The sequence below is a fragment of the Polycyclovorans algicola TG408 genome, from assembly GCF_000711245.1.
Lineage (GTDB): Bacteria > Pseudomonadota > Gammaproteobacteria > Nevskiales > Nevskiaceae > Polycyclovorans > Polycyclovorans algicola.
The window spans coordinates 681,181-704,181 of the sequence record NZ_JOMH01000001.1 but is presented as its reverse complement, the minus strand read 5'-3'; the positions used below and the strand labels follow the sequence as shown (position 1 = coordinate 704,181).

Annotated in this window: 17 protein-coding genes; 12 read left to right on the top strand and 5 right to left on the bottom strand. The window is 63.7% G+C overall.

Features of this window, described 5'->3' with window-relative positions:
• Positions 1 to 19 precede the first annotated feature (19 nt).
• The 3 genes from recF to dnaA all read right to left on the bottom strand — a co-directional run bounded on the left by recF (position 20) and on the right by dnaA (position 3,828).
• Positions 20 to 1,084 carry a DNA replication/repair protein RecF gene (gene recF / locus U741_RS0103385; RefSeq protein ID WP_029889085.1) on the bottom strand — a complete coding sequence of 355 codons (1,065 nt, stop codon included), beginning with the start codon at positions 1,082 to 1,084 and terminating at the stop codon, positions 20 to 22.
• A gap of 4 nt (positions 1,085 to 1,088) precedes the next feature.
• Positions 1,089 to 2,195 (bottom strand): DNA polymerase III subunit beta, encoded by a 1,107-nt coding sequence (dnaN, locus tag U741_RS0103380; RefSeq protein WP_029889084.1) that lies wholly within the window; start codon positions 2,193 to 2,195, stop codon positions 1,089 to 1,091.
• Positions 2,196 to 2,463: 268 nt separating this feature from the next.
• Positions 2,464 to 3,828, bottom strand: coding sequence for a chromosomal replication initiator protein DnaA (gene dnaA / locus U741_RS0103375; protein WP_029889083.1), 1,365 nt, complete (start codon positions 3,826 to 3,828; stop codon positions 2,464 to 2,466).
• A 141-nt stretch (positions 3,829 to 3,969) separates the two neighbouring features.
• On the opposite strand from dnaA, the gene U741_RS0103370 reads away from it, so the two are divergent.
• Together U741_RS0103370 and U741_RS0103365 are read left to right on the top strand one after the other, a co-directional pair.
• Positions 3,970 to 4,209, top strand: coding sequence for a type B 50S ribosomal protein L31 (locus tag U741_RS0103370; protein WP_029889082.1), 240 nt, complete (start codon positions 3,970 to 3,972; stop codon positions 4,207 to 4,209).
• A 280-nt stretch (positions 4,210 to 4,489) separates the two neighbouring features.
• The gene (locus U741_RS0103365) at positions 4,490 to 5,782 is read left to right on the top strand and encodes a citrate synthase (RefSeq protein ID WP_029889081.1); all 1,293 of its coding nucleotides are present in this window, start codon (positions 4,490 to 4,492) and stop codon (positions 5,780 to 5,782) included.
• Between the two features lie 57 nt (positions 5,783 to 5,839).
• On the opposite strand, the gene U741_RS0103360 is transcribed toward U741_RS0103365, so the two are convergent.
• Together U741_RS0103360 and U741_RS0103355 are read right to left on the bottom strand one after the other, a co-directional pair.
• Positions 5,840 to 6,436, bottom strand: a complete 597-nt coding sequence (locus U741_RS0103360; RefSeq protein ID WP_029889080.1) for a hypothetical protein — start codon at positions 6,434 to 6,436, stop codon at positions 5,840 to 5,842.
• A 34-nt stretch (positions 6,437 to 6,470) separates the two neighbouring features.
• Entirely contained in the window at positions 6,471 to 8,849 is a 2,379-nt protein-coding gene (locus U741_RS0103355; RefSeq protein WP_161776108.1) for a penicillin-binding protein 1A, read from the bottom strand.
• A gap of 208 nt (positions 8,850 to 9,057) precedes the next feature.
• On the opposite strand from U741_RS0103355, the gene U741_RS0103350 reads away from it, so the two are divergent.
• From U741_RS0103350 to gltB, 10 genes are all read left to right on the top strand, one after another.
• The gene (locus U741_RS0103350) at positions 9,058 to 10,140 is read left to right on the top strand and encodes a pilus assembly protein PilM (RefSeq protein WP_043110395.1); all 1,083 of its coding nucleotides are present in this window, start codon (positions 9,058 to 9,060) and stop codon (positions 10,138 to 10,140) included.
• 2 nt (positions 10,141 to 10,142) lie between these two features.
• Positions 10,143 to 10,724, top strand: coding sequence for a PilN domain-containing protein (locus U741_RS0103345; RefSeq protein WP_029889077.1), 582 nt, complete (start codon positions 10,143 to 10,145; stop codon positions 10,722 to 10,724).
• A complete protein-coding gene (locus U741_RS0103340; RefSeq protein ID WP_029889076.1) occupies positions 10,721 to 11,404 on the top strand; it encodes a type IV pilus inner membrane component PilO in 684 nt (227 codons plus the stop codon). The genes U741_RS0103345 and U741_RS0103340 overlap by 4 nt, the downstream gene beginning before the upstream one ends.
• On the top strand, positions 11,401 to 11,919 hold the full coding sequence (locus tag U741_RS0103335) for a pilus assembly protein PilP (RefSeq protein ID WP_029889075.1): 519 nt from the start codon (positions 11,401 to 11,403) through the stop codon (positions 11,917 to 11,919). The genes U741_RS0103340 and U741_RS0103335 overlap by 4 nt, the downstream gene beginning before the upstream one ends.
• A 40-nt stretch (positions 11,920 to 11,959) precedes the next feature.
• Complete coding sequence (locus U741_RS0103330) at positions 11,960 to 14,131, top strand: type IV pilus secretin PilQ (RefSeq protein WP_029889074.1); 2,172 nt, start codon at positions 11,960 to 11,962, stop codon at positions 14,129 to 14,131.
• A gap of 120 nt (positions 14,132 to 14,251) precedes the next feature.
• Positions 14,252 to 15,550, top strand: coding sequence for a hypothetical protein (locus U741_RS0103325; protein ID WP_152551475.1), 1,299 nt, complete (start codon positions 14,252 to 14,254; stop codon positions 15,548 to 15,550).
• A 14-nt stretch (positions 15,551 to 15,564) separates the two neighbouring features.
• Positions 15,565 to 16,101 (top strand): shikimate kinase, encoded by a 537-nt coding sequence (locus U741_RS0103320; protein ID WP_029889072.1) that lies wholly within the window; start codon positions 15,565 to 15,567, stop codon positions 16,099 to 16,101.
• Positions 16,101 to 17,186, top strand: a complete 1,086-nt coding sequence (gene aroB, locus U741_RS0103315; RefSeq protein ID WP_029889071.1) for a 3-dehydroquinate synthase — start codon at positions 16,101 to 16,103, stop codon at positions 17,184 to 17,186. Before U741_RS0103320 ends, aroB begins: the two co-directional genes overlap by 1 nt.
• A complete protein-coding gene (locus U741_RS0103310; RefSeq protein ID WP_029889070.1) occupies positions 17,183 to 18,334 on the top strand; it encodes a deoxyguanosinetriphosphate triphosphohydrolase in 1,152 nt (383 codons plus the stop codon). Before aroB ends, U741_RS0103310 begins: the two co-directional genes overlap by 4 nt.
• A gap of 196 nt (positions 18,335 to 18,530) precedes the next feature.
• Complete coding sequence (gene gltB / locus U741_RS0103305; RefSeq protein ID WP_029889069.1) at positions 18,531 to 22,991, top strand: glutamate synthase large subunit; 4,461 nt, start codon at positions 18,531 to 18,533, stop codon at positions 22,989 to 22,991.
• Positions 22,992 to 23,001 lie beyond the last annotated feature (10 nt).

The following is a 23,001-nucleotide window of genomic DNA, read 5'->3' as shown; positions in this document are numbered from 1 at the left end:
CCCTAATAAGGTCTGAAGTCTAACATTCACGAAATCGCCCCTGTTCCACGTGGAACATCGCCGCGCCTTGCTGCGGTTGAGCCGGCGGTGCAAAACCGCTCAGGACCCGCTGTCCCGGGTACTCAGCCAGTTGATTCAAGATCATCCCAGCGGTTTGATCGGACAACTCGGCGTGCCAGTCGTCGATTGCCAGCAGGGGCCAGATACCCCGCTTTTCATGAATCGTGCGCGCCAGCGCCAAGGCCAAGCTGATCAAAAATACCTTTTGCTGGCCGCGACTTAGTACGGCTTGCGCGCGGCCCGGACCGGCAAGGAGTTCAAGATCGGACCGGTGTGGACCCACCGGCGTGGTCGTCAAGATTTCGTGACGTCCATCTGCCTTGGCCAAGGCCGCTTCGAATGTGACGTCTTTTGCCCAACCCTGACGGTAGGCCAATTCAACATCGGGCAGCAGTGCCAACTCGCCGACAGCCTTGGCGAAGTGGATCTTCAAGCCGTCAACGAGCTGGTGTCGGCACCGATTGATCACAGCCCCTGCTGACAACAGCGTGTCATTCCACGCGACGATTTCGGCTTTGCGAGCATACCGTCGAATCGCGGCGTTTCTTTGACGCAACGCCTGCTGATAACGGCGCCAGTGCTGGGCAAAGGGATGTTCCACGTGGAACAAGGCCCAATCCAGAAAAGCGCGTCGAATCTTCGGGCCGTCTTCGGTCAGCCTGTGAAGGTCTGGACCGAGGATCAACGCGGGCAGGCTTCGGGCCATTTGTTCGCGGCTCGAGGCTTCGTCAAGCCGCTTGGCCCCGAGACGGCCATCGACAAATCGAAGTTTGAGCGGCGACTGATCGACTGACCCATCCTGGTAAAGATCCAGTGCCCATCGGCCATCCCCTTGCCAACAAGCGATCTCAGCCAGCTGTTGTGTTCTGAAAGAACGCCCCCGGCTGGAAATGTCCAAGGCTTCGAGCAGACTGGTCTTGCCGCTGGCGTTTTCGCCAATGATAAAGTTCAGCGACGGGCCGAAATGGATCGTTTGATCTTTAAGTGCCCTGTAACCGACCAGCCGGAGCTGACGAACGGCCAATCGCTTACAACCGCATCGGCATCACGACGTAGCGAAGGGTCGGTTCTTCTGTGGTGGTCATCAGCCCGCTGGAATCGGCATTCCGCAGCGACAGCGTGATGTTCTGTCCGGGCAGGGTGGTGAGCGCATCCAGCAGGTAAACCACGTTGAAACCGATCTCCAGGGCTTCTCCCTGGTAATCAACGTCCAGCACCTCTTCGGCTTCTTCATGTTCAGGGTTGTTGCTTTGCAGCGTCAGGGTGCCGTTGCCGAGGGTCAGTCGCACCCCTTTGAATTTGTCATTGGAAAAGATGGAGCAACGCGCCAAAGCCTGGCGAAAGCGCTCGCGGTCGAGCACCAGATGCTTGTCGCTGTGCTGCGGAATGACACGCTCGTACTCCGGGAAACGACCATCGATCAACTTACTGGTGAGCCGCAGGCTGTCCACCTGAACCCTGATTTGCCCCTGGTTGAAGTGCAAGACCACATTGCCATCGACCTGGGCCAGCAAGCGCGAGAGCTCGAGAATGGCTTTGCGCGGCACGATCAAGTCAGCGGTGGGCTGTTTGGCTTGATCGTCTGTCGTTTCAAAACGTGCCAGCGCCAGTCGATGGCCGTCGGTGGTGACAACGTTAAGCGTCCCGGGACGCAGTTGTAACAGCATGCCGTTGAGATAAAAGCGAACGTCCTGCTGGGCCATGGCGAACTGTGTTCGCTGAATCAGCTTCAACAGCTCCGCTGCAGGCAACTCGATCTGCTGGCTTAACTCGCCGCTGTCCAGAGACGAAAAGTCATCTGCGCTCAGACAGGCGAGCGTGTATCGACTACGTCCACTTTTCAAGGTTGCACGATCACCTGTTACCGAAAGCTCTATCGCAGCGCTTTCCGGCAAACCGCGGCACAGGTCAAATAATTTGCGGGCGGGCAGCGTGATTCGCCCCGGTTCGATGTTCTGCACCGAGACGGTTGTTTCCATCTCGATTTCGAGGTCAGTTCCCGTGAGCTTCAGCTCGGCGTCCTGAACTTCGGCGAGAAGGTTGGAAAGAATCGGTAATGTTTGCCGCCGCTCGACGACACCGATGACCTTGTTCAGCGCGGCGAGCAAATCGTTGCGGTTCGTCGTGATCTTCATATTGGTCGAGAAATCTTTAAGATTTAACTAATAGTAGGGGACGTCTTGTTTTGTGTGTATGTCGATAATTACTTTAATTATCAACGTGTTGCATTTTAATTCTGCCGTGCGATCCTGCTGGTCTAAGACGGGACGCCCTGTGCATAACGTGTGATTACTTGTTTGTCCATCAATTATCCACAACGGTTTCAGCAGTTTTGCGGGGGGCTACCCCAAGGTTGTGCAGCCAGTCCAAGGGAACGTCGCGGGTGTCGCTGACACCTGTGCCTCAACCGAAACCCAGACGTCGTTGTAGCAGGTCGTAATCTTCGCGAATCTTGTGATCTTCTTCGCGCAGCTGTGAAACTTTGCGGCAAGCGTGTAGCACCGTTGTGTGGTCCTTGTCGAAGGCCCCGCCGATTTCCGGAAGGCTGTGCTGGGTGAGTTCCTTGCACAAGGCCATCGCAATCTGCCGCGGCCGCGCCAGTGACCGGGTCCGCTTGGCCGAGGTCAAGTCACTGATGCGAATGTTGTAGTAACCGGCTACGGTCCGTTTGATGTTGTCGATGGTGACCAATCGATCATAGGCCGCGAGCATGTCACGCAACGTGGCCTGCGCAAAGTCGACGGTGATCGGTTCGCCGCGTAACCGGGCACTGGCTGACAGCCGATGGAGCGCGCCTTCCAGCTCGCGAACGTTGGAGCGAATGCGCTGCGCAACGAAAAACGCCACGTCCTCGCCGAGGCGAACGTGAGCCTGCTCGGCCTTGGCGATCAGGATCGCCACGCGGGTTTCCAGTTCCGGCGGTTCGACGGCGACCGACAAGCCCCAGGTGAATCGCGATTTGAGGCGCTCATCAATTCCATCGATATCTTTCGGATAGCGATCGCAGGTCAGCACGATCTGCTTGCGTCCGTCGATCAGCGCGTTGAAGGTGTGGAAGAACTCCTCCTGCGTCCGCTCCTTGTGGGCAAAGAAGTGGATGTCGTCAATCAGCAGGGCATCGACCGACCGGTAGTAGTGTTTGAAGCCCTCCTGGCGCCCGTGACGTATGGCCGACACCATGTGATTCAACCACTGCTCGGCGCCGAGGTAAGCGATCGTGGCTTTCGGGTTGAGCTGCAGGATGCGATTGCCCACCGCGTGCATCAAGTGGGTTTTGCCGAGACCCGACTCGCCATAGATGAGCAGCGGGTTGTAGGCGATCCCGGGGGCCTCGACCACATGCTCGGCTGCAGCCCGCGCCTGCTGGTTGGATTTGCCTTCGATGAAGCTTTTGAAGGTGTAGCGAGGATCGAGCTTGCCGGTGTAAGCGCCCAGCGCCGCATCTCGTTCGGCGTTGGCCGGGGCATCGCCGCCGGAGTCGCTGGCGGCCGGGAGCACCGCCACGTTTGGCGCACTGACCTCGGCGACGCCGACCATCAGGTCAATGCTCAGTGGAACGCCGGGCGCCAGATGCGTCAGCGCCCCGCGAATCTGCTCGAGATGATCCTGACGCACGCGGTCCTGCACGATCCGGTTCGGCGCGAACAGGATCAGGCGGTCCGGCTGGAAGACGGGTTGCAGCGGTCGTAGCCAGGTGCTCAGCTCGCGCTCGCTGAGCTCGGCTTCAAGCCAGTGCAGGCAACGCGTCCATAAATCCTTGTCAAGCATTTTGCGGGGGGTCTAAATCGTAGTGTGGGCGCGAGCCGCCGCCGGGTCGACCGCAGTCTACGCGGAGCGAGCCGGCCTTGCGTTTGGCACGACGGGTCGCTATAGTCGCGCGCTTTTCGACCCCCCGGCAGTCACCCGATCATGAAAGAAGGCATCCACCCGAAGTACGATTACGTCGTGTTCAAGGACGCGTCAGCGGACTTTACGTTCCGCGTGCGGTCAACCATGACCAGCAAGGACAAGATCACCTGGGAAGACGGTAAGGAATACCCGCTGGTGACGCTGGACACCTCGTCAAAGTCGCATCCGTTTTACACCGGCAAGCGCACCGTGTCTGACACCGGCGGTCGTATCGACAAGTTTCGCCGCCGCTACGGTTGATATTGGCCAACCGCGCGTCACAAAAAACCGCCAATGGGCGGTTTTTTTGTGTCCGCCATTCGCCACCCCGACCCGATGGTCGCGATCAATACGCCGACACCCTGTCCGTTCGTTGCCAAAAGTCGCTATCCTTGAAGCTGAATAGCAGCCTCCCGGAATCGCTGGACTTTTGACCGTGCGAGCACGTCGTGCGGTCACGGGTCGTCGACTTGACGGGGAGGGGTGTGACGCAGGGGCCATCAGGGCCCGGTGTATAACTTCAAGACGAAAGGATGATTGGATGGCTCGTTACAGCCTGTTGAACGAAGATACTGGCGAGAAGGTAGAACTTCCGAGCGTTTCGGGTACTTTAGGCCCTGTCGGACTCGACGTCGGCAAGGTCTATGGCAATTCTGGCGTCTTCACCTACGACCCCGGGTTTTCATCGACCTGTTCGACCCAGTCGGCGATCACCTACATCGACGGCGATGCTGGCGTTCTGCTCTATCGGGGCTACCCGGTAGACCAGTTGGCCAAGCATTGCTCGTTCATCGAAGTCGCCTACCTGATCCTCAACGGCGAACTGCCAACGGCCGATCAGCTTGAGGCCTTCGACCAAAGCATTCGCCGGCACACGATGATCAACGAGAACCTGAAGAGTTTCTTCGGCGGGTTCCGTTACGACGCCCACCCTATGGCGATGTTGACCGGCGTTGTGGGCTCGCTGTCGGCGTTCTACCACGACACCACCAACAACAAGGACCCCAAGCATCGCGAGATCTTCGCGCATCGCATGATCGCCAAGATTCCGACGATCGCGGCAGCGGCGTATAAGCGCTATGCCGGCCAGCCGTTCATGTATCCGCAGAACCATCTGGATTACAGCTCCAACTTCCTGAACATGATGTTCTCGGTGCCGGCTGAGCCGTATCACGTCAACCCGGTGGCCGCCAAGGCGCTGGACGTGCTGTTCATCCTGCACGCCGATCATGAGCAGAATGCCTCGACCTCGACCGTGCGCATGGCGGGCTCCACCGGCACCAACCCCTACGCCGCCATGGCTTCGGGCATCGCGGCGCTGTGGGGTCCGGCACACGGCGGCGCCAACGAAGCTGTGCTGAAAATGCTCGGCGAGATTGGTGACGTCAAGAACGTCCAGGGCTTCATGGACAAGGTCAAGGACAAAAACAGCGGCGTCCGTCTGATGGGCTTCGGTCACCGCGTGTACAAGAACTTCGATCCGCGCGCCACCATCATCCGCGACGAGTGCCACAAAGTGCTCAAGGCGCTGAACGTCGACGACCCCAAGCTCGAGCTGGCCATGAAGCTTGAAGAAATCGCCCTGTCAGACGACTACTTCAAAGAGCGCAAGCTCTATCCGAACGTCGATTTTTACTCGGGCATTATCTACAGCGCACTGGGCTTCCCGGTGAACATGTTCACGCCGATGTTTGCCGTGGCGCGCACCGTCGGTTGGGTGGCCCACTGGTCGGAAATGATCGCCGAGCCGGGCATGCGCATCGCCCGTCCGCGCCAGGTTTACGTGGGTGCCGATGCACGCGACGTGCAGCCGCTGGCGTCGCGCGGCGCGTAAACACGGCGTCAGTGCCAACAAACAACCCACCCGCAACGGTGGGTTTTTTGTTGGGCGTCATCCTCCGCTAAGCAGCGCCTCGACGTCCGCAAGACGAAAGCGCTTGGCGGCGCGACCGGTGATCGGTGACAGCGGACGCGCGCGGTGATTCTGGGTGAAGACCGCCAGGTCGAGACCCACGCCGTCGGCGCTGAACTGCAGCAGCGGGATCGCCTCTTGGCGACCGTCGGTCATGCGATAGCGCCGCTCGCCCTGGTCAAAGGGCACGCCGCGGTCTAAAAACTGGAAGTCCACCGCCTCGACATCGTCGGTGATCGCGTGCAGTTGTACGCGGTGTGCGTCCGTCACCGCGCCGCTGGCCACCGCCCCCACCAGCCGCACGTCCAACGGAGACAACCAGCGCATTGCCTGCACGGCGGTCTGGCGCAGCCGCTTAAGACGCTGCACATGGGCATCGCCGCCGAACAGGCGCAAATAATCGAGCACTGCAGCTTCGACCGACAGGTTGTCGGGCAGTGCAGCGTCAGCGCCCAGACCAAGCTGGTCGCGCGCTTTCAGTTTGGCAAGCTGGTAGTCGGTGAGATGCAGGGTGCAGATCAACTGTGCTGCGGCGTTGACCCACTCGTCGTGCAAAGAAGAGGAAAGCCGGGTCATGACGGCGCGGTAAGCGAAACGGCGAGACAGCACACTAGAAAAGATCGTCCAGCGCCGGGCCCTGTCGCGGCCGGTCTTGCGTCGGCTGCTGCTGGCGGTCGTCGTCACCGGAGGCGTCTCCCGGACGTTGCGCGCTGTTGACCGGCACGAACTCAAAAATACTGGCAGACCCGGTGCCGCCGGCCCGGTCACCGCCGCCGCGATCAATGCGCACACTCATGACGCTGTCGGGCGGTGGCGGCGGCTCGTCAGGGATGTCCTTGAGCGCAACCTTCATCACGTCGAGCCAGATGGGCAACGCCGCGCGGCCCCCCACCTCGCCACGGCCAATGCGCTGGGGTTGATCGTGGCCGACCCAGGCAACACCCACGCGATGGCTGTTGTAGCCGGCAAACCAGGCGTCGGTTTCGTCGTTGGTGGTGCCGGTCTTGCCGGCCAGATCACTGCGCCGGAGGGTGGTGCCAACCCGTGCCGCGGTGCCCCGGCGCGCCGCATCGCGCAGGATGTCAGTGATCAACCAGGTGATGGCCTCGGGCACCACGCGGCGCGGGTCGTCAAGCTCGGGCAGCCGAACCGTGTCGTCCGGCACCTTGGCATCCGGTGGCGGCTCGACGACCGGCAAGGGTGGCGTGAAAGACGCCGCGTCGTTGTCCTGTTGATCATCGGGCCGCCAGATCACCGTGCCGTTGGCGTCTTCAACCCGGTCGATCAAAGTGGGTTTGATCGACAGCCCGCCATTGGCCAACACGGCATATGCGCTGGCCAGCTCCAGCGGCGTGTATACCGCGCTCCCCAACGCCATGGTCAGGTCACGCGGCAGCCGCTGCCGGTCCAGCCCGAAGCGTTGCGCAAAGCTGCGCGCCTGCTCGAAGCCGATGGACTGCAGCAGTCGCACCGTGACCAGATTGCGCGAGTGCACCAGCGCGTCGCGCAAGCGGGTCGGCCCGTAGAACTTGCCGCTGTAATTGGTCGGTCGCCAAGCTTCTTCCAGGCGCGCATCGTCGAATACCACCGGCGCATCCAGCACCACCGAGGCGGGGGTGAAGCCAACATCAAAGCTGGCGGCATACAGGAAGGGCTTGAACGCCGATCCGATCTGCCGCTGCGCCTGCGCGGCCCGGTTGAACGAGCTCAAATAAAAGTCGTAGCCACCGACCATTGAGGTGATCGCCCCGGTTTGCGGGTCGAGGCCGATGTAGGCGGCTTGCGGCGCGGGTGTCTGCGACAGGCGCGGCTCGCCGGCCGGATTGCGGCGCAGCCGAATCACCGCACCGGGTTTGAGCAGGTCGCGCTGCGGGCCCGCCCAGGCGACGGCATCGGCATCCAACGCCAGGGTTTCTGCATTGGCATTGAGGGCTTCGAAGCCCCCCTCGGAAGTGGCGCGGGTGATGACCGCCGTGGTCAATGCCGGCCATTCCTGCACCTCGCCGAGCGCCAGCAACAGGGCCTCGCGGTCATCGAGCGTGTCGACTGAGAGCTGCTTTTCAACGCCGCGCCAGCCTTGTCGCTGCTCAACATCCAGCAGCCCGTTTCGGACCGCCGCAGCCGCCGCAGTCTGTTCGGCGCCCTGAAGGGTGGTGTAGACCCGCAGTCCTTGGGCGTAAGCGATCTCACCGAGCGCGGCGATCACCGCCTGGCGGGCATCTTCGGCGGCATAGGGCGCCTCGACATCAACCTGTGTGCGGTACGGCGACACCCCCACCGGGGCTGCCAGGGCGGTTGCCAGCGCATTGCGGTCGATGAATCCGGACGCGTGCATGCGCCGCAAGACGTAGCCACGACGCTCAAGCGCGCGCGCCGGATTGGCGATGGGGTTGTCTCGGGAGGGCGCCTTGGGCAGACCGGCGATCAGCGCCGCCTGGTCCAGGGTGAGCGCATCCAGTGGCCGGCTGAAATAAACCTGCGCCGCCGCCGCGACGCCGTAGGCCCGCTCACCGAGAAAGATCTTGTTGAGGTAGAGCTCGAGGATCTCCTCTTTGCTGAGCTCTTCTTCGATCTGGATCGCCAACAGAATTTCGCGAATCTTGCGGGTGTAGGTGCGCTCATTGGTCAGAAAAACGTTGCGCGCCAACTGCATGGTGATGGTGCTGCCACCCTGGGCCCGCTCGCCGGTCTGCAGCAGCCGCACGCTCGCGCGCAGCAGGCCAATGGGGTCGACGCCGTGATGACTCATGAAGCGCTCGTCCTCCGCGGCGATGAACGCTTCGACCACACGGCGCGGAATTTCGTCGTAGCGGACTGCGGAGCGGCGCTCGGTCCCGAATTCGGCCATCAACTGCCCGTCGGCGGTCAAAATTCGCATCGGCTCGCCAAGTTCAACCGCGCGAATCGCGGCGACTGACGGAAGGTCTTGCTGAAAGTGGCGAACGGTTAGCCACACCGCGAGCACACCGCTGATCAGCAAAGTCAGCACGCTGATCCCCAGCACCCAGAGGAAACGACCCCTTTGGGCGCCGGCGGATGGCATCTTATGGTTTGGCATCAGGTATTTGCGGGGCAAACTTCGAGTTGCATTGAGTAAGCGGTCGGCTATATTAAGCCACTGTGCCCGTTTCGCCCGCTGGGGTGTGGCGTTCGGGGTTCACCAAGGGTTGCGGTATGCAAGGGGCACGATGTCCATCATGCAGAAGTGGTTCGGGGGGCAAGATCCCGCCCTGATCGGTCTGGACATCAGCTCCAGTTCGGTCAAGCTGCTGGAGCTCGTCAGAAAAGGCGGCCGACTCGAAGTCGCGGCCTTTGCCATCGAACCGTTGCCCCCCAGCGCCGTGGTCGACCAGCAGGTGGTCGAGCCTGACGCCGTGGCCGAGGCCATTCGCAAAGCGGTGGCCAAGTCCGGCACCAAGCAGCGTGCCGCGGCCGTGGCCGTGTCTGGACCAACGGTGATCACCAAAGTCGTGCAGCTTTCGGCCTTTCTCAGCGAAGACGACATGGAGCAGCAGATTCGCGCCGAAGCGGACCAGTACATCCCCTTTCCGATCGAGGAAGTCAGCCTCGATTTTCAGGTGCTCGGACTTGCGGGTGGTCGCACCGAAGAGGTCGACGTGCTCCTTGCCGCGTGTCGCCGCGATCAGGTTGAAGCGCGCACCGACGCCCTGGAGCGCGCGGGCCTTCGGCCGCGCGTGGTCGACTTGCAGAACCACGCGCTCGAGTCGGCCGCCAGCCTGCTGCGCCACCAGATGCCCGCCGAGGGCGTGGGCAAGACCGTGGCGCTGGTCGACGTTGGCGCCACCACGACCACCTTGCTGTTCATTCATGACCGCAAGCTGGTGTACGCCCGTGAATCGGCGTTCGGCGGTAAACAGCTCACCGAAGACATCATGCGGGCTTATGGCATGTCGGCGGAAGAAGCGCACCGCGCGCAGCGCGCCAACACCCTGCCCGAGAGCTATCGCGACGAGGTGTTGACCCCGTTCATCGACGACATTGGCCAGCAGATTGATCGAGGCCTGCAGTTCTTCTTCTCGGCGGGCACCGACATTGCCCAGGTCGATCAGATCATCCTTGCCGGCGGCTGTGCACAGATCGATGGACTGGCGCCGCGCATTTCCGAACGGATGGGGATCGCCACCGTCATCGCCAAGCCTTTTGCCAACCTGTCGATCTCGCCCCGCGCCAAACCCAACCTTATCGTCCGTGATGACACCGCGCTGCTGCTGGCCGCCGGCCTGGCGTTGCGGTCGTTCGACGACGACGCGGATCACTGACCATGGCCTTGCGAATCAACCTCCTTGACTGGCGGGCCGAACGTCGCGAACGGCGCAAACGGCAGTTTTTCCAAATGCTCGCCCTGGGCGGGCTGGCAGGCGTGATGATCGGCGGCGGGATGTACCTTCACGCCTCGGGCGCGGTTGAGCATCAACGTGAGCGCAATCAGTACCTGACCCAGCAGGTGGCCGAAATCGATCAGAAGATTAAAGAGATCGAGAGTCTGGAGCGCACCCGCGACAACCTGCTGGCCCGCATGCGGGTCATCGAGACGCTGCAATCCAGCCGCTCGGCCTCGGTGCATTTTTTTGACGAAGTGGTCGAGACCCTGCCCGAGGGGGTGTCACTCACCCTGCTTCGCCAGCAGGGCGAGCAGGTCACTATCGAAGGCGTCGCCGACTCCAACGGTCGGGTCTCGGCCTACATGAAAAATCTTGATGCCTCGGAATGGTTCGAGGACCCCCGCCTGGTGGTGATTCGCGCCACCGAGGCCGGTCGCGGTCGTGCCAGTGAGTTCACCTTGCAGGTCAAGAGCCTGACGCGGGCCACCGCGTCAGCCGATGACGAGGAGGCCGAACAGTGAGCCGCGCCCAGGAAATTTTTGAGGAGCTGCAGTCACTCGACCCGCAGAATCCCGGCCTTTGGCCGCTGTACGCCCGCATCGGTGCGGCCGTTCTGCTTGCGGCCGTGCTGATCGGCGCCAGCTTTTACTTTCTGGTCAAGCCGCAGAACGAACAATTGGTTCGTGAGCAGGCCACCGAAAAGCGGCTCCGTGCCGAGTTCGAGACCAAGCAGCGCAAGGTCGCAAACCTCGACGCCTATCGTGAGCAACTGGCTGAGATGGAGCGCTCCTTCGGCGCCATGCTGCGGCAACTGCCGAGCCGCACCGAGGTTGCCAACCTGCTCAACGACATCTCTCAGACGCGCGTCGCCAGCAGTCTGGAAGAAGAACTTTTCCGGCCTACGGGCGAGGTGCCCAAAGAGTTCTACGCCGAACTGCCCAACCAGATCATCGTGCTGGGGACGTATCACCAGATGGGCGAATTTGTCAGCGGTATCGCCGCGCTGCCGCGCATCGTCACCATCGAAAACGTCGAGATTCGCCCGGTCACGGCCAGCGGCCGCGCCCGCAATGCCGCACCCACACTCAATCAGGGCCCGCTGCGGATGACCGCGGTCGCCACCACCTACCGCTATCTCGATGATGAAGAGATCGCCGCGCAGGAAGCCGCCAACCAGCCGCAACGTCGGGGGCGCCGATGATCCGCCGCCCAACGATGATGATGGCCTTGTCGCTGCTGGCGGCCATCGGCCTGTCCGGCTGCTCGCGCGACATGCAGGGCCTTGAGACCTACGTCGCCGAGGTCAAGTCGCGGCAATCGCGCCAGATCGAGCCGATTCCCCAGGTCCGGCAGTACGAATCCTACGTTTACATGGCCGGCTCGCGACCCGACCCGTTCATCCGCCCCGAGCCGGTGCAGGCGGCGGCCCAGGGTGGCGGCCCGCGGCCCGACATTAATCGGCCGCGCGAGCCGTTGGAAGAATTTCCGCTGGACGCATTGCGGATGGTCGGCGTGATCGACTTTTCCGGCAGACGGCTTGCCATGGTGCGCGCGCCTGACGGCGTCATCCACCGGGTCGGTCGCGGTAACCACATGGGGCAGAACTATGGCGAGATTGGCGTCATAGAAGAAGGCCAGATCGCTTTAAACGAATTGATCCCGGATGGCTTCGGCGGCTGGATTCGCCGCCCCGCCACCCTGGCGCTCACGCCTTAGATTGGAGGGCGACATGGATGCACGCTGGAGAGAGAGCCCTATGACGACGCGTCTGCTCGCGGTTGGCCTGATGGTCGCGGCATGGACGGCCGCGGCGCAGGGCCCGACGCCCACCGACGCCGCCGAATCGCGGCCGGCGCTGGTGTCGCTGGACGCCACCAGCATCGCCCGCGACACCGTGCTGATCACCCTGAGCCTCACCGGGCCGGCGCCGGATGTCAGCAGCTTTACCATCGAACAGCCGGCACGGCTGTCGATCGACTTGCCCGACACCCGGCTGGCGTTGGCCGAGCGCTTTCGGCGGATCGATCAGGGACGTGTGCAATCGGTTGCCGCCGCCGAGGCGCAGGGCCGCACCCGCGTCGTGGTCGAGATGAGCGAACTGGTGCCGCACGTCATCAAGACCGAAGGCAATCGGGTGCTGATCGAACTCACGACGGCGCCGCAGGGCGCGTCCGTGCAGACGCCGGTGGCCGCGACCATGCCCCAGCCCGCCGACGTACCGGCCGTGCGGACGCCCGCGCGGCGACAAGGCAACGTGGTCGAAGAAATTGACTTCCGTCGCGGCGAGAAGGGTGAAGCGCGGGTGCTGGTCAAGTTGGCCGACCCGTCGACCCCGGTGGAGGTCGACAGCGAAGGCGGCCAGATCGTCGCCCGATTCAAGAACGCCACGCTGCCCGAGCGGCTGACCCGGCGGCTTGACGTCATCGACTTCGGCACGCCGGCCAAGTTTGTCGATGCCCGACAGCAGGGGCTGCACGTCGAAGTGCGCGTCACACCGGTGGAGCCGGCCGACTTTGAACAGGCCGCCTACCAGGCTGACGAACATTTCACGCTTGAACTGCAACCGCTCACGCCCGAGAAGATCGAAGCCCGGCGCGCGGCCGAACCGCAGTTCACCGGCGAGCGTATCTCGCTGTCATTCCAGAGCATCGACGTGCGGTCGCTGTTGCAGATCATTGCCGACGTGGCCGGTGCCAACATGGTGATCAGCGACTCGGTGAGTGGCGATGTCGCCATGCGTCTGCAGAATGTGCCGTGGGATCAGGCGCTCGACATCATTCTGCGCACCCGCGGCCTGGCCATGCGCCAGCAGGGCAACGTCATGCTGGTCGCACCGCTTGAAGAGGTGTCGGCACGCGAGCAGGCCGAGCTTGAATCCGAAGCGCAAAAAGTGCAGTTGGCGCCGCTGCGCACCGAGTTGATCCAGGTCAACTACGCCCGCGCGCTTGACCTTGCGGCGCTGGTCTCGGCCGGTGAAACCTCGCTGTTGTCTGAGCGCGGCCGCGTGACCGTTGACGAGCGCACCAACACCATGATCGTGCTCGACAGTCGCGAGAAGCTCGGGGAAGTGCGCAGCCTGGTCGAGCGTCTCGACGTGCCCGTGCGGCAGGTGCTGATCGAGTCGCGCATCGTGGTCGCCAGCGACAATTTCCGTCGCGACATCGGCGCCCGTTTCGGCGTTACCGGCGCAGCGTCGTCGGGCAGCAACGGGTTGGTCACCACCAGCGGCAACAATGTTTTGGGCACCGACCCCATCGTCAACTCGTTCGTTGCCAACCAGGGATTCCCGGTGACGCTGCCCGGGTCGGCGCTGAATCGCTACAACGTCAACCTGCCCGCCAACCCCGCGGCAGGCCAGGCCGGCGCCATCGGGCTGGCCATTCTCGGCTCGGACTTTTTGATCGATCTCGAGTTGTCCGCCTTGCAGACCGAAGGTCGCGGTGAAGTGATTTCAACGCCGCGGGTGATCACCGCCAACGGCAAGCAGGCGCTGATCGAACAGGGTCGTGAAATCCCGTTCCAGACCACCGAGGGCGGTAACCAGAACGCCAGTGTGTCGTTCAAGAAAGCCGTGCTGAGCCTGAGCGTGACGCCGCAGATCACGCCCGACAATCGCATCCTCATGGACCTGGACGTGACCAACGACACGGTCGGTGAAAACGTGCCGGTGGCGGGCGGCGGCACCGCGCCCAGCATCGACACGCGGCGCGTCACCACCCAGGTGCTGGTGCGGACCGGCGACACCATCGTGCTCGGCGGCGTGTTCGAGCAAAGCACGTCTGAAGCGCGCAGCAAGGTGCCGCTGTTGGGCGATATCCCCCTGCTCGGGGCGCTGTTCCGCAGCACCACGCGCGAGGCGATCAAGCGCGAGCTGCTGATTTTTGTCACGCCAAAGATGATTCAGGAAGGCCTGCAGGTGGGCGAGTGACCCGACCGCGGCGCGCAGTCCACGCCGGTCCGGGGGGGTCAAACTGACCAAGGTCGAAGGCGGGTCCCGCGTCGCTATACTCGCTCCCTGTTCGCTCGGTAGGCCGATATGGTTTTAGAAGTGCCGCGTTTTCGGCTGCTGGTCGGCCTCGTCGTCGTGCTGGCGTTGGCGGCGTGTGGAAGCTCGGGCGACAGCGGCCGCGGCGCAGGGGGCTTGATTGGACAAGATCCCGGCACGGGCAGCGGCAGCACGATCGACACCCCCGTCCTGAGCATGACCGGGCCGACCGCCGGCTCTCCCGGCGTGGAACTTCCCGGTTTTCGCGTCAGTGTGAACCAGGGCAGCGGCACCCGGACCACTGCAGCTGAAGGGGTCGGCGTGACGCTCACGGCCACCAACGGGACCGTGAGTGTCGTCGAACGCGGCGTGACGCGCCCCGGCCTCAGCAATGGCTTCACTGACGCATTTGGCCGCATGAACTTCACTTTCACGCCCGACGCGGCAGTGATCGGGAATGCCACGGGCGTCGTCACGGCGGAGATTTCAGATCCGCGCTACCTCGATGTCTGCTTCGATGATCTCGAAGCGGTGTGTGAAGGGTCGCTCTCGGTGGCCATCCAGCGCGACGATTTCCGGTTTACGTCACCGGTCTTCGGGACATCGGTCACCGTGGGACGACCCAACGCGCAGCGCCTGCTGTTCAATTGGCGCAACGCTGGGGGTCAGCCCATCACCAATCCGAACGGCGGCAATCCCTGTGTGGATTTGGAGGCGCGCTTCACCGGTGCGGGCGCCTCAGCGCAGCGTGGCATCGTGATCAGTGGTGACCCGACGCCTCCGCAGCAGCGTCGCACCGTTCAACTGAACTCGGCGGGCGACTTCGCCCAGACGGTTCAGGTGTTCAGCGACTTGTCCGGGTTTGTCGAGATTGATGCCCGAGAGAACCGAAGCTGCGGCGCCTCGCCCTCGGGCGAGTTGATCGCCACGACCGGCGTGCAGTTCATCGATGAGTTTTGCGAGCAGTCGGCCGACGGGCGCGATTGTGTTGACCTTCGACTGCCGCTGGCACTCACGGTGAACCCCGACGCTGCCGAGCAGTCCAGCGTCGAACTGGTGATGGACGTGCGCAACAGCGCCTTTCAGCCGATCAACGGCGCGCAAGTGTTGTTTCGCATTCTGAGCCCGTCAGTGCTGCGGCCCAATGAGCGCGTCTTTCCTGGCGGTGGCACCACCGACGCCAATGGCCTGGCGCGTAGCCGCTATTTCGCGCCCAATATCAGCACCGAATCGCAGGTCGACATCGAGGCCTGTGTCCGTGCCGCAGGCTCCGGGGACGAAACCGGACAATTCTGCCGTCGACGCCAACTGACCTTGAGACCCCCACCGACGCCCACACCCACACCTACACCCACGCCGTAAGAGGATGGACAGGGATGTCCACTGAGCGCTTGTTTCTGGTCGGACCCATGGGCGCCGGCAAAACGACCATTGGCAAACGGCTGGCACGGGTGCGTGGGCTAAGATTCATCGACGCCGATCATGAGCTTGAGCGCCGCCTCGGGGTGGACATTCCGTTTATTTTCGAGAAAGAAGGCGAGGCCGGCTTTCGTCAGCGCGAGCACGACTTGCTGGTCGACGTGGTGCAGCAGGCCGGCGTGGTGCTGGCCACCGGCGGCGGCGCAGTGCTATGGCCGGCCAATCGCGACCTGCTGCAGGCCAACGGCACGGTGATTTACCTGCACGCCAGCGTGCGGCAGCAGGCGGCGCGCACCGCTCACTCACATCACCGGCCGCTGCTCAACACCGGTGAGGCACCGAGCGCGATACTCTCGCGTCTGTTCGAGCAGCGGGACCCGCTGTATCGACAGATTGCCGATCTCGTCGTTGAAACACAGGGTCGTGGCGCGCGGGCGCTGATCGACGAAATCCAATCCCACCTCGCGCAAAACGTCCCAAAACGAGTCGATTGATGACGCAGTGCACCGTCCAGTTGGGCGACCGGTCTTACCCCATCCACATTGCGCCAGGCCTGCTGAGCCAGCGCGCGCCCTTCGACGTGCTCGGCGACCGGCCTTGCCTGTTGCTCACCGACGAGAACCTCGCGCGCCTGCATCTGCCGCGCGTGCAAGCCACGCTGGGCCTCGCAGACGACCGTTGCCTGATCATCCCGCCCGGCGAGCTGCAAAAAAGCTGGGACCAGGCCGAGCGGCTACTGGATGCGCTGCTGGCCCGGCACTTCGCCCGCGACGGCGTTTTGCTGACCCTGGGCGGTGGCGTGATCGGCGATCTGGGCGGCTTCGTGGCCGCGCTCTATCAGCGCGGCATCGACTTTCTGCAGATTCCGACAACCTTGCTGGCGCAGGTCGATTCGTCGGTGGGCGGTAAAACAGCGGTCAACCATCCGCGCGGCAAGAACATGATCGGCGCGTTTCACCAGCCCATCGCGGTGATTGCCGACCTCGATACCCTCGCCACCCTGCCGCCGCGCGAGCTGCGTGCCGGGATCGCCGAGGTCATCAAGTACGGCCTCCTCGGCGACGCCGCATTCTTCGCCTGGCTGGAAACACATCTCGATGCCCTGTTGCGGCTCGATCCCGACATCACCGCGCAGACCATCGCCCACTGCTGCCAGATGAAGGCGCGCATCGTCGCCGAGGACGAGCGCGAAACGGTCGGCAGCGGCGTGCGGGCCTTGCTCAACCTGGGCCACACCTTTGGCCACGCCATCGAAACCCACACCGGCTACACCGAGTGGCTGCATGGTGAGGCGGTGGCCACCGGCATGGTCATGGCGGCCGACTGCTCGGCGCGGATGGGCTGGATCACCGCAGAGACCGCCGATCGCGCGCGCGACCTCATCGCCCGCGCCGGCTTGCCGGTCAAGCCGCCACCGGGGATGACCGTCGAGGGCTTCAAGGCGCTCATGGGCCATGACAAGAAAGTCGCCAAAGGCCGGCTGCGGCTGGTGCTGATGCGGGCGCTGGGGCAGGCCGAGCTGACGGCCGACTTCGATCCGGCCGCCCTCGACGCCACCCTCGCCGACGCCATCGCATGATGCAGCTCGCCGCCTACGCCGTGCGGCCCGACAACGGCCGTGGCCGGCGGCATGAAGAACCGGCCGCGTATCCGCGCACCGAGTATCAGCGTGACCGCGACCGCATCATCCATTCCTCGGCGTTCCGGCGGCTGGAATACAAGACCCAGGTGTTCGTCAACCACGAGGGCGACCTGTACCGCACCCGACTGACGCACTCGCTCGAAGTGGCGCAAATCGCCCGCACCCTGGCGCGCGCGCTGGGTCTCAACGAGGACCTGTGCGAGGCCATTTCGCTTGCGCACGATCTGGGGCACACGCCGTTCGGCCACGCCGGGCAGGACGCACTCAATGGCTGCATGAAGCCGTGGGGCGGCTTCGAGCACAACGCCCAGAGCCTGCGCGTGGTCGACGTGCTCGAAGACAAATATGCCGGCTTTGCCGGTCTGAACCTGACGTTCGAAACCCGCGAGGGCATCCTCAAACACTGCTCGGCGGCGCGCGCCCGGACCTTGGGCGACATCGGCGAACGCTTCCTGAAGCGTCAGCAACCGTCGCTGGAAGCGCAGTTGGCCAACCTCGCCGACGAAATCGCGTACCACAACCACGACATGGATGACGGCGTGCGCGCCGGCCTCCTGACCTTGCCGCAACTGCGCGCGGTGCCCTTGTTTGCGCATCATCACGACGAGGTGATGGCGCGTTACTCGCAACTCACGCCGCGTCAGGAGCGCCACGAAACCATCCGCCGCATCATCAATACGCTGGTGGTCGACCTCAACGCCCACAGCCGCGCGCGACTCGACGCCGCCGGGCCGGAGAGCCTCGATGCGGTACGCGAGCACGGTGAACCCCTGATCGCCTTCTCACCCGAAATTTGCGCGCAAACGCAGGCCATGCGCCAATTCCTGCACGCCAATCTTTACCGGCATCCGCAGGTGCATAGGGTGATGAGCAAGGCCCAGCGAGTGGTGCGCGAGTTGTTCGAGGCGTTCATTGCTGACCCAAGGCTGCTGCCCGCCAGCGACTTTGCGACCGTCGAGGCGGCCGAGGCGGCAGAAGGGCCAAGTGGCCGCGCGCGTTGCGTCGCCGACTACATTGCGGGCATGACCGACCGTTACGCGCTGGACGAGCACGAGCGTTTGTTCGACCTGCGGCGACTGCGCTAAGCCGGTTTGACCGATGGTTCGCGAGCGTCCCCAGTTTGACGCCGCTTAGCGCGCTTTTATAATGGGAATGTTGCATTGCAGCGACATATCCCCGCCCGCGTCGCTCATTCTCCCAAAGCGCACCAAAAGCGGCGACCGTCTCAACCACGGTCGGCCGGGGGTTCTCGCCGCCTTCTAACTCATGAGGTGATGGTAAATGGTGAATCCTATCGGTCTGTACCGCCCCGACTTCGAGCGCGATAGCTGTGGTTTTGGCCTGATTGCCCAAATGGACGGGCAATCGAGTCACGCGCTGGTGCAGCGCGCAATCACCGCGCTCGAGCGCATGACCCACCGCGGCGCCATTGCGGCCGACGGCAAAACCGGCGACGGCTGTGGCTTGCTGATGAAAACGCCCGAGCGTTTTTTGCGCCGCGTCGCCCAGGAAGCCGACATCGTGCTCGGTGCCCAGCGCTTTGCTGCGGGCAACGTGTTTTTGTCACAGGACGAGGCGCGCGCCGAGCATGCCCGTGAAGTGATGGCCGAGGCCTGCCGCGCACAGGGCCTGACCTTGGCCGGTTGGCGCGAATTGCCGACCGATGACAGCGCGTTGGGCGACGAAGCCCGCCGGCAGGCGCCGATATTCGAGCAGGTGTTCGTGCTCGCGCCGAGCAACATGCACAAGCTGGTGTTCGAGCTGAAGTTGTTCAAGGCGCGCCGCGCCGCTGAAAAGCGGCTGGAAGCCGACGGCGATGACGAGTTCTACGTCGCGTCGTTGTCGTGCCGGGTTCTGGTCTACAAGGGCTTGGTCATGCCCGAGTACCTACCGGTGTTCTTCCAGGACCTCAAGGCGCCGGATCTGGAAACCGCCATCTGCGTCTTTCACCAGCGCTTCTCCACCAACACGCTGCCGAAGTGGCGGCTGTGTCACCCGTTCCGCTTTCTCGCCCACAACGGCGAGATCAACACCATTGCGGGCAACCGCCAGTGGGCGCAGGCGCGCGCCAGCAAGTTCGAGTGCAAGGACCTTCCCGACATCCGCGAGATCTCACCGCTGGTGAATCCGAAGGGCTCCGACTCGCAGAGTCTCGACAACATGCTTGAAGTGTTGCTCGCCGGCGGCATGGACCTGTTCGCCGCCATGCGCGCACTGATTCCGCCGGCATGGCAAAACGTCGAGAACTTGGCGCCCGACGTGCGCGCCTTCTTTGAGTACAACTCGCTGCAGATGGAGCCGTGGGACGGCCCGGCGGGCGTGGTGCTGACCGATGGCCGGTACGCCGCCTGCACCACCGACCGCAACGGCTTGAGGCCGGCGCGTTACGTCATCACCCGCGACCGCACCATCGTGCTCGCCTCGGAAATGGGCGTGTCGGACTACGACGCTGAAGACGTGGTCGAAAAGGGCCGTCTGCGGCCTGGCCAGATGCTGGCCGTCGACACCGACTCCGGCACCCTGCTGCGCCCGGATGACATCGACCGCCTGCTGGCCGCGCGGCATCCGTACAAGCAGTGGCTGAAGAAGCACCTGCGCCGGCTCGAGGCCAGCCTCAACGACGACCCCGACTCGCTCGACCGTCTGCAGCCGGCCGACATCGCGGTGTACCAAAAGATGTTCGCGCTCACCAACGAAGAGCGCATCGACGTGCTGCGGGTGCTGGCCGAAAGCGGTCAGGAAAGCATCGGCAGCATGGGCGACGACACGCCGTTCGCGGTGCTGTCGGCGCAGATTCGCTCGCCTTACGACTACTTCCGGCAGCAGTTTGCCCAGGTCACCAATCCGGCCATCGACCCGCTGCGCGAGCAGATCGTGATGAGCCTGGAATGCTCGCTGGGCTCGGAAAGCTCGATGTTCGAGGAAACCCCCGAGCGCGCCGCGCGGCTGATGGTCGACTCGCCGGTGCTGTCCGAGGCCAAGTTCCGCAGCCTGCTCGTCGACCCGGTCTACCGCCATGAAGTGATCGACCTGCAATACGACCCGGCAGTGGGCCTCGAAGCGGCAATTCGCGCGGTCTGTGACACCGCCGTGGCCGCCGTGCGTGAGCGCGGCGTGGTCATTTTGGTGCTCTCCGACCGCCGCGTCGAGAAAGGCCTGTTGCCCATCCATGCGCTGTTGGCCACCGGGGCCGTGCACAGCCGCCTGATTGTTGAAGGGCTGCGCTGTGAGTCCAACCTCGCCATCGAGACCGCCACCGCGCGTGACCCGCACCAGTTCGCCTGCCTGATCGGCTACGGCGCCAGCGTGATCTATCCGTATCTGGCCTACGCCTCGCTCTACGACATGCGCGCCAAGGGCGAGCTGTCGACCGCCAAGGACGACGGCGCGCTGACCCAGGCGTACCGCAAAGGCATCAACAAGGGCCTTTACAAAATCATCTCGAAGATGGGCATCTCGACCATCTCGAGCTATCGCGGCGCGCAGTTGTTCGAAACCGTCGGCCTGCACGATGAGGTGGTGGCGCTGTGCTTCGAAGGCACCGTCAACCGCATTCAGGGCGCGCGGTTCAGCGATCTGGAAGCCGACCAGGCGCACCTGGCCAAGGCCGCGTGGAACCCGCGCAAGACGCCCGACCAGGGCGGGCTGATGAAGTTCGTCTTCGACGGCGAGTACCACGCCTACAACCCGGACGTCATTCGCACCCTGCACGAAGCGGTGCAAAGCGGCGACTACGCCGACTACGAAAAGTACGCGTCGCTGGTCAACCACCGGCCGGTCACGGCGGTGCGCGACCTGTTCAAGCTCAAGCTGCTGGACGCACCGCTGCCGGTGGACGAGATCGAGCCGATCGATGCCATCCTCAAGCGCTTCGACTCGGCCGGCATGAGCCTGGGCGCGTTGTCACCCGAAGCCCACGAAGCGCTGGCCACGGCGATGAACCGCCTGGGCGGACGCTCGAACTCGGGCGAAGGCGGCGAAGACCCCGCCCGCTACGGCACCGAGAAGAACTCCAAGATCAAGCAGGTGGCCTCGGGCCGCTTCGGCGTGACGCCTGCGTACCTGTCGAGTGCCGAGGTGTTGCAGATCAAGGTTGCGCAGGGCGCCAAGCCCGGCGAAGGTGGCCAGTTGCCCGGCGACAAGGTCAACGAGCAGATCGCCAAGCTGCGCTACGCCAAGCCCGGCGTGGCGCTGATCTCGCCGCCGCCGCATCACGACATCTACTCCATCGAAGATCTGGCGCAGCTCATCTATGACCTCAAGCAGGTCAATCCCAGCGCGCTGGTGTCGGTGAAGCTGGTGTCCGGCCCCGGCGTGGGCACCATCGCGGCCGGCGTGGCCAAGGCGTATGCCGACCTGATCACCATCTCCGGTTATGACGGCGGCACCGGTGCCAGCCCGCTGACCTCGGTGAAGTACGCCGGTACCCCGTGGGAACTCGGCCTGTCCGAAACCCACCAGACGCTGCGCATGAATGGCCTGCGTGAAAAGGTGCGGGTGCAGACCGACGGCGGCCTGAAAACCGGCGTTGACGTGGTCAAGGCGGCCATTCTCGGCGCCGAGAGCTTCGGCTTCGGCACCGCGCCGATGGTGGCGCTGGGCTGCAAGTACCTGCGCATCTGCCACCTCAACAACTGCGCCACCGGCGTGGCCACGCAGAACAAGGTGCTGCGCCTCAAGCACTTCATCGGCCTGCCCGAAATGGTGATGAACTACTTCAAGTTCGTCGCCGAAGAAACCCGCCAGTTGCTGGCGCAGCTGGGCGTGCGCTCGCTTGCCGAGCTGATCGGCCGCACCGACCTGCTCGACCTGCTGGAAGGTGAGACCGACAAGCAGCGCTCGCTGGACCTGCGGCCCATCCTCGACGGCGCCGGCATGATCTTGCCGTCCAAGCACTTCTGCACCTCGCCCAACCCGCCGTTCGACAAGGGCGAGCTGGCCGAGCAGATGGTCAAGGACTGCCTGCCGACCATCGAGGCCAAAGCCGGGGGCCAGTTCACCTACGCGGTCACCAACCGCGACCGCTCTATCGGCGCGCGGCTGTCGGGTGAAATTGCCAAGCGCCACGGCAACCTGGGCATGAACGACGCGCCCATCACCTTGAAGCTGAGCGGCACTGCCGGTCAGAGCTTCGGCGTGTGGAATGCCGGGGGTCTGAACATGGAGCTTGAAGGCGAAGCCAACGACTACGTCGGCAAGGGCATGGCCGGCGGGCGCATCGTCATCAAGCCGCCGCGCGGCTCCCGTTTCGTGACGCGCCAGGCGGCGATCATCGGCAACACCTGCCTTTATGGCGCCACCGGCGGCACCCTGTATGCGGCCGGCACGGCGGGCGAGCGCTTTGGCGTTCGCAACTCGGGCTGCACGGCCGTCGTCGAAGGCCTGGGTGACCATGGCTGCGAATACATGACCGGCGGCGTGGTCGCGGTGCTCGGCGAGGTCGGCGTCAACTTCGGTGCCGGCATGACCGGCGGCTTCGCGTACATCCTCGATGAAAGCCGCGGCTTCGTGGACCGCTATAACCACGAATTGATCGATATTCACCGTGTGGTGTCGGAGGCCATGGAAGGGCACCAGCACTATCTGCGGCTGCTGATTCGTGACTACGTGGCGGCCACCGGTAGCGACTGGGGCCAGCACATCCTCGATGATTTCCGCGACTTTGTGGGTCGCTTTTGGTTGGTCAAGCCCAAGGCGGCCGAAATCAACTCGTTGATCCACGCGGTCAAGGCTGCGGCTTAAGGAATTCGGT